Raw genomic sequence first — 15,307 nt, 5'->3', positions numbered from 1 at the left:
CTAGGAGACGCCATGCGTGACATGTCCTTGAGCCGGCGACGCTTCCTCACCCTCAGCGGCGGTGCCGCGCTCGCCACCGCCGGCGGCGGGCTGCTCGCGGCGTGCGGCGGCGACAGCGCCGACTCCGGCGGCCAGCCCGTCGCCAGCACCGTGAAGCTGCCCGCGTACCAGCCGTCCACATTGGTCAAGCCGGACCTGGCCAGCACGGCCGACGGCGTGATGTCGGCGTACTACGACTTTCCACGCGACGCGGTCACCGCCGTCACCGGCAAGCCCGCCGAGGGCCTCGGCGAGGTCAGCATCCTGACCAACATCCTCGCCGCGGTGCCGCCCGCCCTCGGCGGCAACGCCTACTGGCGGGAGCTGAACACCCGGGCCGGCGCCGAGCTGGACATCACCATGACGCCGCAGGGCGACTACCTCCAGAAGCTCTCGACCGTCGTGGCCGGCGGCGACCTGCCCGACGTCATGCTCATCTCCAGCACGCTCGCCAACCGGGCCGACGTGCTCACCCGGCTCTGCGCCGACCTCACCGAGCTGCTGTCCGGCGACGCCGTCAAGAAGTACCCGAACCTGGCGAACTTCCCGACCGACTCCTGGCTCAACACCGTCTACAACGGAGGGATCTTCGCGATCCCGATCCCGCGGGCGATCGTCGGCACCATCATGTTCGCCCGGCAGGACGTGATCCGGCAGCGCGGCCTGCCGGCGGCGCCGGCCAGCTACGCCGAGTTTCACGAGCTGGCCCGCGGACTGACCGACACCAAGGGCAACAAGTGGGCCTTCGGCAACATCAAGCAGGTCATCGTCTACATCGGCAACATGCTGAACGTGCCGAACGTGTGGCGCGAGCAGGGCGGCAAGTTCACCCACGAGATCGAGACCCCGGAGCGCAAGCGGGCCGTCGGGCTGGCCGCCGAGATGTTCAAGGAAGGGCTCTTCCACCCCGACGCGCCGGGTAACAAGCTCCAGTACCGCGACCTCTTCGGCGCCGGCACCCTCTCGCTCGTCCCGGACGGATACGCGGCCTGGGACATCCTCGCCAACACCTACCCGGAGGCGGAGGTGGGCGGCATCCCCGAGCCCGGCTTCGACGGCGGGCAGGGCACGCACCGGGCCGGCACCACGTCGTTCGGGCTGACCGCGTTCAAGAAGGCGGACAAGGGCCGGCTCGAAGGCCTGCTGCGGCTCTGCGACTGGCTCGCCACGCCCCTCGGCACCAGCGAGTACCTGTTCCGCAAGTACGGCGTCGAGGGCGTGGACTTCACCTGGGTGGGCGGCAAGCCGAAGCGCACACCCGTGGGCGAGACGCAGGTGAAGCTGCCGCTGGAGTACATCACCGACGCGCCGCACGTGCTCGGCCCCGGCCCGCGCGAGCGGGTCGACGCCCAGCGCGCGTACCAGGAGAAGGTAGTGCCCAAGGTGGTGCGCAACCCCGCCGAGGGCCTCTACTCGCCGACGGCGGTGAGCAAGGCGAGCGCCCTCGCGAAGATCGTCGACCAGGCGGAGCTGGACATCGTCGCCGGCCGCAAGCCGCTCGACTCCTGGGACGACGCGGTCAAGCAGTGGCGCCAGGCCGGCGGCGACAAGGCCCGCGCCGAGTTCGAGTCCGCGCTGAGCCAGAAACCGAGCTGAGGCGCGATGGTGACCCTGACCTCGCGGCGCCGCGCGGCCTCCACTGTGGACCCGCGGCCACCGGCCGCACGCCGCGGCCCGGCCACCGGGTGGCAGCGCTTCAAGCGGGACCGGTTTCTGCTGCTGCTCGGCCTGCCGGGGCTGCTGCTGGTGCTGCTGTTCCAGTACGTGCCGCTGCTGGGCAACGTGATCGCCTTCAAGGACTACCAGCCGTACCTCAGCATCTGGGAGGCGCCGTGGGTCGGGTTCCAGAACTTCGATGTGATCTTCAACGGCGACCCGGCGTTTCTCGACGCGCTGAAGAACACCCTGATCATCTCGTTTCTCCAGGTCGCGTTCGTCTTCCCGGTGCCGATCGCGCTGGCGCTGCTGCTCAACAGCCTCGTCAGCGAACGGATGAAGCGGCTCGTGCAGTCCGTGCTGTACCTGCCGCACTTCATGTCCTGGGTCATCGTGGTCGCGCTCTTCCAGCACATGCTCGGCAACGCGGGCATCTACAACAACTGGGCGCGCCAGCACGACTTTCCGGGCCTGTCGATCATCGGCAACCCGGACCTCTTCTACGCGCTGGTCACCTCGCAGGTCATCTGGAAGGACGCCGGCTGGGGGACGATCATCTTCCTGGCCGCGATCTCCCGGGTCGACCTCCAGCTGTACGAGGCGGTCGCGGTCGACGGCGGTGGGCGGATGCGCCAGCTGTGGCACGTCACGCTGCCGGCGATCCGGCCGGTCATCGTGCTGCTGCTCATCCTCAAGCTCGGTGACGTGCTCTCGGTCGGCTTCGAGCAGATCATCCTCCAGCAGGGCCAGGTCGGCCTGGACTCCGCCGAGGTGCTCGACACCTACGTCTACAACCACGGCGTCGTCGGCGGCGAGTGGGGCACGGCCGCGGCGGTCGGTCTCGTCAAGGGCGTGATCGGCGCCGGGCTCGTGCTGGCCGCCAACAAGATCGCCCATCTGTTCGGCGAGAGAGGGGTGTATTCGCGATGGTGAGCGGCACCCTCAACCCGGCCAAGCCGCCGGGCCTCGCCGTCCGCGGTCTCAAGGGCGTCGTGCTGGCGCTGTGCTGCGCGGTCGTGGTGGTGCCGTTCGTCGCGGTCATCGCCACCTCGCTCGCCGACCAGAAGCAGATCGCGGCCGCCGGCGGGTACGTGCTGTGGCCGGAGAACCCGTCCCTGGACGCGTACCGCGCCATCTTCCGCGGCGGGGTGGTCACCCGCGCGCTGCTGGTCTCCGTCGGCGTCACCACCGTCGGCACCGCGCTCTCCGTCGCGGTCGTCGCGATGCTGGCGTACGCGCTGTCCCGGCCGGAGAGCTGGGGGCACCGGCCGATGCTGCTGCTGGTGCTGTTCACCATGCTCTTCAGCGCTGGCGTCATCCCCAACTACCTGCTCATCAAGCAGCTCGGGCTCATCGACTCGTACTGGTCGCTGATCCTGCCCACGATGGTCTCCGGTTTCCAAGTGATCATCATGCGGGCGTTCTTCCTGGAGGTGCCCCGCGAGATAACGGACGCGGCGCGCATCGACGGGGCGAGCGAGCTCCAGATCCTCACCCGCGTCATGCTGCCGCTCTCCAAGGCCGTGGTCGCCGTCGTCGGCCTGTTCAACGCGGTCAGCTACTGGAACGCCTTCTTCAACGCCGTCCTGTACATCAACTCCACCGACAAGTGGCCGCTCCAGCTGGTGCTCCGCACGTACGTGATCGACAACGCGGTGCTCGGCGGCGGCGACGTCTCCGGCGAGGTGCTGCCCCCGCAGCAGTCGCTCCAGATGGCCATCCTGGTCGTCTCCCTCGTACCCATCTGTCTCGTGTACCCGTTCCTCCAGCGGCACTTCGCCAAGGGCGTCGTCATCGGCGCCGTGAAGGGCTGACCCCCCACTTAGGAGGCACAATGACCAACCTCAGCCGACGCGGGTTCTCCGTCCTGGGCCTCGCCGGCGCCGCTCTCGCCGTCTCGGCCACCCCCGCACACGCCGGCCCGCGCCGAGCGCTCGGCGTCGACGACATCGCCACCGTCGACGCGCTCCGCACCACCCGCGGCACCAGCCACGGGCAGCAGCTGCACCTGCTCGGCTACCACCTCGACACCCCCGGCCGGGGCGGCGGCCCGGTCTACTGGGACGCCGACGCCACCGAGCCCGACAACGGCGGCACCGTCTTCGCGGTCGCCGGGGTTGCCACCGGCCGGTGGAAGCGGCCGTACGAGAACCGCGTCGACCTGGCCTGGTGGGGCTGGCGCGGCACCGGCGCCGAGGACGACTCCGGCAAGGTGCGGGCCGCGGTCGCCGCACTGCCGGCCGGCGGCGTCGTCGAGGCCGGTCCGGGCAAGGTCCGGATCCAGAGCACGGTCACCGTCGAGCGCGTCCCCATCACGTTCGTCGGCGCCGGCGCCACGGACAGCCTCGACCCGGGTACCCAGTTCGTCGTCGCCACCGTCGACAAGGACGGCTTCCTCCTGCGCGGCGCGCATGGTGGCGGCTTCCGCGACCTCGCGATGCGCGGCGAGGGCTTGACGGGCGGCAACCTCGTCGCGACCGAGCGGATCGGAGCGGCCACAGAGGACGGCAACTATCTGCTGACGTTTCTCAACTGCCGCTTCCGCGACGGGTACAACGGCATCCGGCTGCGCTCGTGCAACACGGTGCGTTTCCACAACTGTGTCTGGAACGGCTTCAGCGGCCAGCAGGTGATCCTCCTCAATGGAGAGAAGACGACCTCCCGCGCCGACCCGGTGGAGTTCGTACAGTGCGCGATCGCCGCCGGCACCGCCAACCCGGGCACCGACAACGTCGTGGTCGACGGGCAGGGCGGCTCCATCAAGTTCATCTCCACCGCTGTCCTCTTCGGACGGCATGGGGTGTGGATGCGCAACACGACCGGCGAGGGGCTGCCCAAGTTCCTCTACTTCGAGGGCGGCGGCTTCGAAAACGGGCACGGCGTGCCGGTGCTGCTGGAGGCGGGCGGCCAGGCCGTCTTCGCCAACACGTACATCTCCGCCGACGGCGAGCACGACAACGTGCGGATCGGCAAGGACTTCACCGGCATGGCGTCGTTCACCGGCTGCCACATCCGGGGCAGCGGGCGCAACGGCATCGACATCGCCTCCACCCGGGTTACGGTCACCGGCTGCGTCATCGGCAACAACGGGCGCACCGCGCACACCGCGTTCACCCGGGCGATCGCCGCAGTGGCGGACAACGGCGCCGGCAAGGTGCGGGTGACCACGGCGGTGCCGCACGGCTGGGAGACCGACGACCGGATCACCCTCCAGGACGTCGGCGGCACCACCGAGGCGAACGGCAAGTGGCGGATCGCCGCCGTCTCGCCGACGCAGTTCGACCTTCCCGACGTGGCGTTCGCGCACGCCTATACGAGCGGCGGCACGGCCTGGCGCAACGGAGCGGGCATCAACATCCGCGCCGACGCGTCCCGGGTCGTGGTGGTGGGCAACGCGATCGGCTCGCTCCCCGACGGCGCCGCCCGGCAGGACTACGGCATCGTAAGCGCCGCGGCGGACGTGCTCGTCGCCGACAACGACCTCAACGGCAACACCGCCGGCCCGTACCTGCTGCTCGGCGACCAGACCGCGCAGACCCGCTGGACCGGCAACAAGGGCGTGGAGCAGGTCGACGGGTGGCTCAGCGCCCGCCTGACCGGCGCGGTCGCCGACGGCCTGCACGACCTGACCAACCTGCTCTATGTGGACGGTCAGCGCCTCAAGGTCACCCGCGTGGTGCGGAAGGTGGGCGCCGGCACCTGCGACGTGCGCCTGGAGACGGCCGGCTCCACCGCGCTGGGCGCGACCACGACCGTGGAGTCGACGCGCCTCTCCCGCCCGTACACAGTGGATGGTCTGAGCGCACCGCTGAGGCTGCGGCTACGCGTGTCGAACGCGGCGGCGGCGTCCGATCTGGAAGTGCAGTTCGGGTACCAGGTGGTCGCCTAACCCGCGCGGAGGGTGAGCAGCGTGATCTCGCTGCGGGCGAAGACCCGCAGCGGTGGGCCCCAGAAGCCGGTGCCGTTGCTGGTGTAGAGCTGGGTGCGCGCGCCGTGGCGGCTCAGCCCGCTCACGGTGGGCTGGTCGAGCCGCACCAGATAGTGGAACGGCCAGATCTGCCCGCCGTGGGTGTGGCCGGAGATCTGTAGGTCGACGCCGTGGGCGACCGCGGCGCCGACCTGCTTCGGCTGGTGCGCGAGCAGCAGCACCGGCAGGTCCGGGTCGGCGCCGGCGAGCGCCGCCGCGTGATCGGCCCGGTGGCCGGCCAGCCCCGACCCGGCCGCCGTGCGGTCGTCGACGCCGGCTACGACAAGGCGGTCACCGCCCCGCTCGACCACCAGGTGACGGTTGTGCAGCGCGTCCCAGCCCAGCTCAGCCATGCGGCCCATCCACGCCTCGGCCTCGCCGAAGTACTCGTGGTTGCCGGTCACGTACGCCCGCGCGAACCGGGCCCGCACGTCACCGAGCGGTGCCGACTGCGCCCGCCGCTGCTCGACGCCGCCGTCGGCGATGTCGCCGGTGTGGCACACGACGTCGGCGTCCAGCTCGTTGACGACCTCGACCACCCGGGCCGACCAGCGGGCCCGGTCGATCGGGCCGTAGTGGGTGTCGGTCAGCAGCACGACCCGCAGGCCGTCGAGGCCGGCGCCGAGCCGGGGGAGCGTGACGTCGATCCGCTTGACCCGGGGCACCCGCATCGCCTCGACGTAGCCCCACACCACCAGGACGGCCGAGACGCCGAGGACCGCCGCGGCGACGACCCGCGACCGGGTGGGGTCGGCCACGCCGGCGGCCGCGAGGACCAGGCGGAGCAGGTTGCCCGCGATGGCCCAGACGAAGAGCACCCAGATCACCCCGAGCGTGGTGTCGCCCGCCACAGCCGCCGCGTCGAGCCGGCGCGGCCCGTGGCCGAGGACCATGAGCGCCGGGAACGCGACGACCGCCACCGCGAACAGCACTGTGCCCGTGGCGACGACGCCGGTGGGCCAGGCCGCGCCCGAGGCGACGAGCGTCCACCAGGGCACGCCGAAGAGCAGGAGCAGGATCGCGGTCAGGACCGCGCCGAACCGCAGGGCCCGCACCCACCGCCTGGTGGGCGCCGCCTCCACTGCCTCACTGACCGCCACGCCCGCACTCCTCGCTCGTCGTCAGTGCAGCATGACACCGGATGCCCGGGAACGACCACCGGCAGGTCAGGGGACCGCTTCGTCTATCTCGGTGCGTAGCTCCGGGTGGTGGTTTTTCACATGGTCGAGGATGGCGGACATCTGGGTGCCGAAGTTGACCACCGCCGTGCTCTTTCCCTGGAACGTCACCCCCTGTGCGGTACGCGATCCGCGGTGCAGCGCGACGACTCGCCAGTCGTCGTCGCAGACCGGAGAACCGGACGAGCCGCGCATCGTGTCGGTGAAGTACCGGATGCTGGTCTGGTCGGCCGCGGTGACGAGGTTGTTGCGAAACGCGACCCGTTTCTCGTTGCCGCCCGGGTGCTGGATGATGTTGACGGGGCGGTAGTCGTTGGCGGCGTGGGTCAGCGGCGCGCGGGCCAGCGCCAGCGGGGCGCGGTCGTCGACCGGCGCGGCAAGTCGCAGGATCGCGAAGTCGAGGTCCTCGCGGGGGTTCCACGCCTCGATCTGGCTCACCGGACGGTCGAGACCCTGCGCGTTCGCGCTGTCGAAGTCGAACCTGGCGATGGTCCCGGCCGCCTGCGCGCGCAGGTCCGCCTCGCCGGCGTTGGGCTCGAGGTCGCCCCTGGCGTTGACGACGTGGTGGTTGGTGACCAGCAGCTGCGGCGTGATGAGCCATCCGGTGCCGAGGTAGACGGCCGGGGCGCCGGCGGCGGTGGTATGCGGGGTCCCGTTGTCGAAGCGGGGCACCAGCAGCTTGGCCACCGACGCTCCCACGCGGGCGCCCCGGGCGAGGAACCCGAAGCTGACCATGTCGTCCTGGTGCACGATCGCCTCGTTGTTGACCACCTCGGGCAGCGACGCCGGGTCGGGCAGCTCGGCCCGGCCGGACGCCTGGCCCACCACCGTCTCCAGGTATCGGTGGAAGACCGCCGCCTCCGTCAGCGGCGCCGCGAGGGTGCCGGCCTCGCGCAGCCAGATCTGGAGCGGCACCGTGCCGTCCGCGAGGCGCTCCACCTGGTTCATCCTCGTGAGGTCGGACCGCAGCTGAAACAGCGGGTTGCCCATCTGGTTGAGGGTCAGCGCGTAGCTCCGGTTGACGTCCGACAGCAGGATCTTGCGCGCCTCCGCGTCGGCGAGGCCGGCGCCGAGCGCGGCCCGCACCACCTCCTCCAGCTGTTCGTGGGTGAGGTATCGAAAGGTCACGGCGACTCCTCGGGGGTCAGGAACAGCCGGGCGAGGACCGCGGAGCCCAGCTCACGCGAACGGCTGTCGGCCGCGAGCAGCGGGATCAGCTGCTCGTAGAACTCGCTGAGCCGGCCGGCGTCCTGGAGCCGTTCGAGAAGCTCCCGCATCGACTCGTGGGACGGCTTGACGCTGAGGCGGATGGTGCGCGCGAAAGCCGTGGTGCGCTCCCACGCCCGCAGGTCTTGCGGGACGACCTCGGCGAGCAGCTCCGCGAGCAGGTCTCGCTGGCCGGCGGTGAGGCGGGCCGCGCCGATTGTCCGCATCAGCCGCAGGAGCAGGTCAGGGTGGTCGAAACCGACTGCGGCCACGCCGCTGCGGACGAGGCCGGTGTGCGCCCGCCACTCCTCGTCCGACAGACCCGCGAGCGCGCGGGCCAGGCTTTCCCGCAGGGCGGGCGTGGGCGTCAGCTCCAGCCGCTCCAGGTGTACCCGCAGATGGCGCACCGGGTCGGCGAGGAGCGTGGCGAGCTGGTGGGCCTGGGCCAGCTGCTCCTCGGCGGCCTCGCGATGGCGCAGCTCCCGGGAGATCTGGGCGGCGAGCAGCAGGGTGTCGACCATGCGGGCCCGGTCGCCGGACCGGCTGGCCGCGCGGATCGCGAGCCGGACGCACGCTTCGGCCTCGGGCCAGTCGCCGAGGAGCGCGAGCGCCCGCGCGCGCAGCAGGTGCAGGGGGCTGGCCGCGGACCACCGGCGGGTGCTGCGCTCGCGGAGCTCGCGCAGCGCGGTGTCGTAGTGACCCTGGTTGATCGACTCTTCGGCCAGCCGCGCGGCGTACTCTTCCCACTCCTGCGTGTCGGCCTGCCGCAGCACCTCCTCGGGCAGGCGGATGCCGAGGCGCGTGGCGAGCACGGCCTGGCCCACCACCGGCAGCTCGTCCAGCGCGCCGCGCAGGTCCTCCTCGACACCGTCGAGCCAGCGCTCCTCGATCACCTCGGCCGGCTGGGTGAGCTGAAGCCGGTGGTAGATCTCCTCAGCGCGGGCCTGGGTGGCCGGCGAGAGCTCGGGGTGCCCGGCGTAGTACCGGACCGCCAGGCGGTCGATCTCCGCGACCTGCTCGGGCTTGTCGCGGCGGATGAGCTTGAGCATGACGCGGCGCACGTCGGGGCGGTGCCGCAACGCGCCGTCCGGCTCGACCGTCACCAGCGCCGCCTCGCGCCGCAACGCCTCGAACAGCTCGCGCGCCCGCTCGTCGGTGGGGACCGCCACGCCGCACGGCTCCTGGAGCACCTCCCGGATGATCTGCGGGGTGATCCGTCGCAGCACCAGGCCGGGATGCGCCAGCCGCCGGACGTCGGGATCCTTGATGTGCCTGAGGATCCGCTGGTACAGCTGGCCCTGTACGACGTTTTCACCGGCGGAGAAGAAGAGCAGCCGGGTGGTGTCGAGCCGTTCGATGCCGGTGCGGTCGCTGCCGGCCTCACGCTCCTTGCGGTAGACCAGCGCGGCGAGCTTGAGGCTGAGCGGGTTGCCGCCGACGTCGTGGTGTATCTCCGCCGCGGCGTCCGGTGCGACGCCCATGCGGCGCAGCAGCTCGGTAGCCGACTCTTCGTCGAACTCGTGCAGTGGCTTGGGCCGCAGCGCCTCGCCCGTGGTGGGCACCGCATCCAGTGGCACGCGACCGAAGACCACCAGCCGCAGCCGGGGAAACTCCTCGCGGAGCGTGTCGAGCAGGGACCACAGGCGCAGCTCGTGCTCCACGCCGCGGTTTTGCACCTCCTCGTACGTGTCCACCACGATCAGCAGCGGCAGGTGGTAGGTGCCCTCGTCGTCGGTGCGCCGGGCCAGGCGGCGCACGATCCGCGCGAACTCGCTGTACAGCTTGGACTGCCGGCCCTCCGCCGCCGCGGACCGGCGGGAAGCGTGCAGGCTGGCGGGTGCCTCGCTCTCCGCCTCCGGCTCGCGCTCGACCATCCGCTCGACATCGGCGACGAACTCCTCCAGCGTGGTGCGGCCGGACGGGTACTGCACCGCCAGCTGGCGGGCCGCCTCGCGCAGCAGGGTCACCGGCCGGGCCGCCACCAGGGCCGGGTTGTCGAAGTCGAGGTACGCGTACGGGAACCGCAGCTCCGGCGCGACGGTCGCGTGGTCGAGCAGAAACTTGGCGATGAGCGTGGACTTGCCGACGCCGCCCGGCGCGTAGTACATCAGCGCCGGCCGTTGCGGGCGGTCGAGCAGGTCGCGCACCGAGGCACGGAAGCTCGCGGCGGCGGTCGACGGCGGCCGGACACCCACGTAGTCGCTCAGCCGGCGCAGCTCGTCCGACCGGCTCACGAAATGCTCGGCCAGCTGCTCGAACGTCGATACCAGCCGCTTTTCCTCGATGAGTCGCCGGATCTCCTCGGGCTCGGGAAGCGGAAGCTGGGTGCCTTCCAGCCACCGCACCGCCTGGAGCGTCCGGGACAGGTCGTCGACCGACTGCTCGGCCAGGGGCGGCGCCGCTCCCGTGATCTGGCCTTCGAACGCGCGCTGCATCGGGTCGTCGGCGGGCCGCTCGGGGACCGCCTCCAGCTCCGCGACCAGGGCTTCGCGGGTGCCCAGCTCACCCAACGTCTCCCGGCGCAGCTCCGGCCTGAGCATCCAGCGGTTGTGGCCGGCCGCGGCGGGCGCGGGCACGAGGTCGCTGGCGAGCTCGCCGAGCGTCGCCTGCGGCTCGTCGCGGTGCGCCGCGGGCAGGAGCGCCGCCGGATCGCAGTCGGACAGCACGGCCGCCCGCCGCCGGAACGCCACGCGGGCCGGGCTCGGCGGCGGCTCCGCGGGCGTGACGGCCATGCCCGGCTGGACGAGCGACGTGGCCAGGCGGGTGAGCGCTTCGGCGACGTCGGCGGATATCTGCTCGCCGGCCGGTACGATCTCGGCGAACCGTTCGGCCGCGCGGTCGACGTCGGCCGCCTGCCCCTCGTCCGGGTCGGACGTCTGCGCGAGCAGCCGGCGCAGGACCTCGTCGGCGCTAGGCATGGGACATCAACGCCACACTGTCGCGCAGGCGGGCGTTGAGCTTGGCGAGGCGCTGCCCGTTCGCCGGCAGGTCCTTGAGGGCCAGGAAAACCGCCATCTTGACGGCCGCCGGCGGCATCTCGGTGCCGGTGGCGCCGGACAGCAGGTGGTCGAAGAACGGCTCGAGGTCGACCTCGCCGATCGGGCCGACGTCTTCGTGCACCGAGGACGTATTCGCCAGCAGGGCCGGCGGGAAGCCGATCAGCACGAGCCGGATCGCCGGCTCTTCGTTGCGGCGGGCGACCTGCTCGGCCAGCTTGGCGACGAAGCGCACGGTGTCCTCGTTGAGGTCGGGCTCGTGCAGCCGGTCGATCACCAACCACCACTGCTTGCGGGTCTTGCCGGCCTCTTCGAGCAGCCACTGGCACAGGTACTCGTTCATGCGGTCGGGCGTCGCGATGCCGGCCGGTTTGCTGGCGGTGTCTACGAGCATCGCCTCGGCGAGAATCGTGGTCAGGTCGGTCGGCATGGTGGTGGAGCCGCCGTGCCGCGGCACCCGCGCGAGCGCGACCCACGGAGGCGCCGGCCGGCTCTCCAGCGGGGTGTCGAACGCGGCGACGCGCTGGTGGCGTACGTAGTGCTCCAGCAGGTCGACGGTGTAGGTGCGGCCGCTCTTCTCCGGACCGTTGACGACGAGCACCGCGGGCGGCCGGCTCGTCCCGGCGCCCGCCCCGGCCTCCGGCGCGGTGCACATGGCGCGCAGATGCGCGCGGAGCATCTTGCGGTTGACGAACGGCATGCCCGCCGCGGGCAGCCAGATGCTGTCGAGGGGGTCGGGCATGGCCGGCCCGCACCATTCCGGCGGCTTGGCCTTGATTCGCTGGATCAATCCGTCGAGCTCCGGCAGCGTTATCTGGATATGCGACAACAACCGGTAGAGCCAGGGCGGAAGGTGCCGCCAGGCATCCTCCTCGCATCGCGTCACGGTGATGCGGGCCCATTCCAATGGGCTCTGCCCGGAGGGCAGCCGCGCCGCGAAATCGTGGTCGTCGACCAGCGTGGTGAGGGTCGCGCGGGGTTGGTCGTTTGCGTCCAGGTAGAGGGCGATCGCGTGGATCACCACTTCACGTTCCTCGGCGGTCAACATCGCGACCCCTGTTTCCATGTCCTTTCGCCGACGACAGCCAGCATCCGCCGGTCGGGAGGACCATTCAACCCCTGCCGGAGTGATAGTGAGTCAAGTATCGGACGTATCGTTTCGGCGATCACATCGCTATCCAGTCCACGTCCAGTCACTATTCCCAACTTCTGTGCGTCCCCGCTGCTCAATGGCCCGGGTGCCGCTGGTCCCGCTCAGCCGGTGAATGGCAGACTCTGGGCTCGTGGACGATCAAGGGCCCCACGCCTGACGCTCCTCACGCTGATCGCGCTGGCGGTGGCGGTGGTGGCGGTGCTGGTGCAGTACACGGTGCCCGACGCCGTACCGCTGCTGGAGCGCGACCCGGACGGGCTGCGGGAGGGCGAGCTGTGGCGCGTTGTCACGCCGCTGCTGGTGCAGACGCTGGGTTGGTACCAGGTGGTGGCCAACCTGGCGTCGCTGGCGGTGGTCGGCGTGGTCGCGGAGTGGGTGCTGGGACGCGCGCGCTGGCTCGTGTCGCTGGCCGCCGGCACCGCTGGCGGCCAGATCGCCGCATACGTCTGGCACGAGCCCGGCGGCGGAAGCTCGATCGCGATCTGCGGCCTAGCCGGCGGGCTGGTCGTCACACTGCTGGCCCGCCGCACCCCACCGCACCGGCTCGCGGCGGAGGCGGTGGTGTACTACGTCGCCGCGCTGGCCGGCTGGGGTCTGCTCGGCCCGGCCGGTGCCGTAGCCGCCTGCGTGGCGGCCGGTCTGGGCATCCGCGGCCTGGAGTGGGCGGCGGGCGCGGCGACGGCACACCGCGTAGCGCTGGCCGGTGCGGTCGCGTGCGCGCTGGGCTTGGCCACGCTCGGCGACCTGCACGGCGCATCCCTGACCGCGAGCATGGCGGTGACGGCCGCACTGACCACATGGGACAGACGGAGAGGCGGGCTACTCCGGAGCGGTGGGCAGGGATCCGCAGGTGGCGGCGCTGACCACGAACGTTTATCGGGTTGATCGCCAGGTTGGAGGGTGGCCCACCGCTCGTCACGTCCTGAGGTGGTAGGGGTTGCGGCGGGGCCGTCGGTGCGGGTCCACGTAGGCGGGTGGGATGAACTCGGGCAGTCCTTCGCCGCTGAGCCGGACGGTCCAGTGTCCACGGTGGATGATGCGGTGGTGGTAGCCGCACAGCAGCACGCCGTTGTCCAGGCTGGTGGGCCAGCCGTCGGCCCAGGGGCGGATGTGGTGTCCGTCGCACCAGCGTGGCGGCCGGTCGCAGCCGGGGAAGGCGCAGCCGCGGTCGCGTAGCTCCAACGCGCTTCGTATCCTCCCGGTGAACAGTCGCCGTCTGCGGCCCACGTCGAGCACTTGGCCGTCGCCGCCGGGGACGGCAGGGATCAGCTGGGCGTCGCAGGCCAGCTGGCGGACCTGGGTGGCGCTGAGCCTGCCGCCGGTGTCCAGCGTCCCGACCCCGACCTTCTGGTGCAGGACGTCGTAGGGGACGGTGACCACCACGTGCGGCGGCTGCCCACCGCTATCCGGCAGCTGCCCGGTGCGGGTGGCCAGCCCGCAGACCTCGACCAGGGCGTCCGCGCGGCGCTGGGCCGGGGTGCGGGGCGCGTCGTGGTCATCGCGGGGCGCGCACAGCGGGTCTAGGGCGGCGTTGACGGTGGCGGCGCTGGCTTCGTCGAGCCAGCCGGTCACCCGGACCCGACCGTCTCCCTGGCGGGTGAGGTGGAACGCCCGACCCCGGTGCGCGCGTTCTTCCATCCGCCGCAACGCGGCGGCGTCAGCGGCGTCGGCGATCTGCGGTGCGACGTGGGCGAGGATCCGCTGGCCGGCTTTGCGCAGGATCGTCGGCTCGAACTGCCCGGCCTGACCGATCAGCACCGCTTCGGCCCTGTCGACCAGCTCCGGGCCGAGGTCGGCGGGCAGTTCGTGGATCGCGGCCGCGACGACGGCGGCTTGCTCGGCGTTGACCACACCGGCTGCCAGGGCCGCATCGAGGGCGGGGCGGTGGTCGAGGGCCGCGTCCCGGACAAGGTGTAACTCCGTGGCTGTAATAGTCTGCGCGATCTCGTGAATTGCATCGAGACAATCGACGAGCTGGGCGTCGGAAAGCGACCACGCCGATGCGTTAGCACACTCGGCCCCGAGGGCCTTGAGCTGTGCCAACGCATCCACTATCACCGACTAATCGTCCCGCGCCGTCACCAAGAACACAGGCGCTATACGCCGACAATAGCGATCGATACCACAGTATCGTGGCACAAAGAATAGAAAGTCAGATGCCTTTCAAAGGCGGTGCCGGCGTCACACCTACCTCGGCGTTCAGCGGAGGTGGATGACGTTGCCGGTGATGAGGCGGGCGGCGTCGGAGACCAGGTAGGCGATCACCTCGGCGACCTCGGCCGCGGCGGCTACGTGAACCAGGTGGGAGCTGTCCGCGACCCCCTGGCGGATCGAGTCGGTGACCCAGCCCGTGTCGGTGACCGGGGGGTGGACCATGTTGGCGGTGATGCCCAGCGGGGCTAGCTCGATCGCCGCGGACATCGTGTAGTTGTTCTGGGCCGCCTTCGCCGCGCCGTAGGAGACCTCGGTCGGAAAGCCGAGGTCGCCGCCCGAGGTCAGGCCGACGATGCGGCCCCAGGTGGCGCCGCGGGCGGCGTGGCGGCGGGCCAGTTCGCCGATGAGCAGGGCGGGTGCCATCGCGTCCACGGTGAACTGCTGGGACCAGGTCGCCGCGCTGACCTGGTGGAGCGCGCGGCCGTGGTGGTCGGTGTCGGCGGGGCTGAACGTGTCCTGGATCCAGCCGGTCGCGTTGTTGACCAGGATGTCGACCGGGCCCAGGCGTTCCTCGGCGATGTCGAAGAGGCGGGCGGGCGTGGCCGGGTCGGTGAGGTCGGCCTCGACGGCGACGGCGCGGCCGCCGGCGGCCGCGATCTCGGTGACCACGTGGTGGGCGTCGCGCAGGCGGCTGTCGCGGTAGGCCTGCGGGACCGCGGGGTCTTCGGCGTCGCGGACGCGCCAGTACGCGCACAGCACCGCCGTGCCGGTGGCGGCGAGGGCGGCGGCCGTAGCGGCGCCGATGCCGTGGTTGGCGCCCGTGACAATGGCGACGTGTCCGCTCATGTCGGGCAGTCTCCCGGCGGGTCGCCACCCGCGCAACGCGGTTTCACCTGGCCAGCGCCGGCCGACCCGCGCCGCGCACCGCCCGTGCGTTCCCGCCCGGTGGAGGTTGGTA

Annotated in this window: 11 protein-coding genes; 5 read left to right on the top strand and 6 right to left on the bottom strand. The window is 71.5% G+C overall.

Annotation, left to right across the window (positions count from 1 at the left end):
* The first annotated feature begins 12 nt into the window (after nt 1–12).
* The 4 genes from ACTMTJ_RS16800 to ACTMTJ_RS16785 are packed head-to-tail and all read left to right on the top strand — an operon-like array spanning nt 13 to nt 5,584.
* A complete protein-coding gene (locus ACTMTJ_RS16800) occupies nt 13–1,635 on the top strand; it encodes an extracellular solute-binding protein (RefSeq protein WP_441217483.1) in 1,623 nt (540 codons plus the stop codon).
* Nucleotides 1,636–1,641: 6 nt separating this feature from the next.
* Complete coding sequence (locus tag ACTMTJ_RS16795; protein WP_441217482.1) at nt 1,642–2,628, top strand: ABC transporter permease; 987 nt, start codon at nt 1,642–1,644, stop codon at nt 2,626–2,628.
* Complete coding sequence (locus ACTMTJ_RS16790; protein ID WP_441217480.1) at nt 2,622–3,509, top strand: carbohydrate ABC transporter permease; 888 nt, start codon at nt 2,622–2,624, stop codon at nt 3,507–3,509. The genes ACTMTJ_RS16795 and ACTMTJ_RS16790 overlap by 7 nt, the downstream gene beginning before the upstream one ends.
* A gap of 20 nt (nt 3,510–3,529) precedes the next feature.
* The gene (locus ACTMTJ_RS16785; protein WP_441217478.1) at nt 3,530–5,584 is read left to right on the top strand and encodes a hypothetical protein; all 2,055 of its coding nucleotides are present in this window, start codon (nt 3,530–3,532) and stop codon (nt 5,582–5,584) included.
* Here ACTMTJ_RS16785 and ACTMTJ_RS16780 read toward each other — a convergent pair.
* The 4 genes from ACTMTJ_RS16780 to ACTMTJ_RS16765 form a co-directional block, all read right to left on the bottom strand.
* Nucleotides 5,581–6,762: a metallophosphoesterase gene (locus ACTMTJ_RS16780; protein ID WP_441217476.1), complete on the bottom strand. Its 1,182-nt coding sequence runs from the start codon at nt 6,760–6,762 to the stop codon at nt 5,581–5,583. The genes ACTMTJ_RS16785 and ACTMTJ_RS16780 overlap by 4 nt on opposite strands.
* 66 nt (nt 6,763–6,828) lie before the next feature.
* Entirely contained in the window at nt 6,829–7,968 is a 1,140-nt protein-coding gene (locus ACTMTJ_RS16775) for a trypsin-like peptidase domain-containing protein (RefSeq protein ID WP_441217474.1), read from the bottom strand.
* Nucleotides 7,965–10,964, bottom strand: coding sequence for a hypothetical protein (locus ACTMTJ_RS16770; RefSeq protein ID WP_441217472.1), 3,000 nt, complete (start codon nt 10,962–10,964; stop codon nt 7,965–7,967). The genes ACTMTJ_RS16775 and ACTMTJ_RS16770 overlap by 4 nt, the downstream gene beginning before the upstream one ends.
* The gene (locus ACTMTJ_RS16765) at nt 10,957–12,108 is read right to left on the bottom strand and encodes a hypothetical protein (RefSeq protein WP_441217470.1); all 1,152 of its coding nucleotides are present in this window, start codon (nt 12,106–12,108) and stop codon (nt 10,957–10,959) included. Before ACTMTJ_RS16765 ends, ACTMTJ_RS16770 begins: the two co-directional genes overlap by 8 nt.
* A 195-nt stretch (nt 12,109–12,303) precedes the next feature.
* On the opposite strand from ACTMTJ_RS16765, the gene ACTMTJ_RS16760 reads away from it, so the two are divergent.
* Entirely contained in the window at nt 12,304–13,080 is a 777-nt protein-coding gene (locus tag ACTMTJ_RS16760; protein ID WP_441217468.1) for a rhomboid family intramembrane serine protease, read from the top strand.
* Nucleotides 13,081–13,110: 30 nt separating this feature from the next.
* On the opposite strand, the gene ACTMTJ_RS16755 is transcribed toward ACTMTJ_RS16760, so the two are convergent.
* Both ACTMTJ_RS16755 and ACTMTJ_RS16750 read right to left on the bottom strand, forming a co-directional pair.
* Nucleotides 13,111–14,247 (bottom strand): DUF222 domain-containing protein, encoded by a 1,137-nt coding sequence (locus ACTMTJ_RS16755; protein WP_441217726.1) that lies wholly within the window; start codon nt 14,245–14,247, stop codon nt 13,111–13,113.
* A gap of 147 nt (nt 14,248–14,394) precedes the next feature.
* Nucleotides 14,395–15,195, bottom strand: coding sequence for an SDR family oxidoreductase (locus ACTMTJ_RS16750; protein WP_441217466.1), 801 nt, complete (start codon nt 15,193–15,195; stop codon nt 14,395–14,397).
* Between the last annotated feature and the right edge of the window lie 112 nt (nt 15,196–15,307).

This window comes from Phytohabitans sp. LJ34 (genome assembly GCF_052068095.1).
Lineage (GTDB): Bacteria > Actinomycetota > Actinomycetes > Mycobacteriales > Micromonosporaceae > Phytohabitans.
Note: the sequence above shows the minus strand (reverse complement) of the source record. Positions and strands in the feature narration are given on the sequence as shown.

What these genes read in the sequence shown, in the direction of transcription:
- ACTMTJ_RS16800 (WP_441217483.1), top strand. Translation starts at nt 13, where the DNA reads ATGCGTGACATGTCCTTGAGCCGGCGACGCTTCCTCACCCTCAGCGGC.
- ACTMTJ_RS16795 (WP_441217482.1), top strand. Translation starts at nt 1,642, where the DNA reads ATGGTGACCCTGACCTCGCGGCGCCGCGCGGCCTCCACTGTGGACCCG.
- ACTMTJ_RS16790 (WP_441217480.1), top strand. Translation starts at nt 2,622, where the DNA reads ATGGTGAGCGGCACCCTCAACCCGGCCAAGCCGCCGGGCCTCGCCGTC.
- ACTMTJ_RS16785 (WP_441217478.1), top strand. Translation starts at nt 3,530, where the DNA reads ATGACCAACCTCAGCCGACGCGGGTTCTCCGTCCTGGGCCTCGCCGGC.
- ACTMTJ_RS16770 (WP_441217472.1), bottom strand. Translation starts at nt 10,964, where the DNA reads ATGCCTAGCGCCGACGAGGTCCTGCGCCGGCTGCTCGCGCAGACGTCC.
- ACTMTJ_RS16765 (WP_441217470.1), bottom strand. Translation starts at nt 12,108, where the DNA reads ATGGAAACAGGGGTCGCGATGTTGACCGCCGAGGAACGTGAAGTGGTG.
- ACTMTJ_RS16750 (WP_441217466.1), bottom strand. Translation starts at nt 15,195, where the DNA reads ATGAGCGGACACGTCGCCATTGTCACGGGCGCCAACCACGGCATCGGC.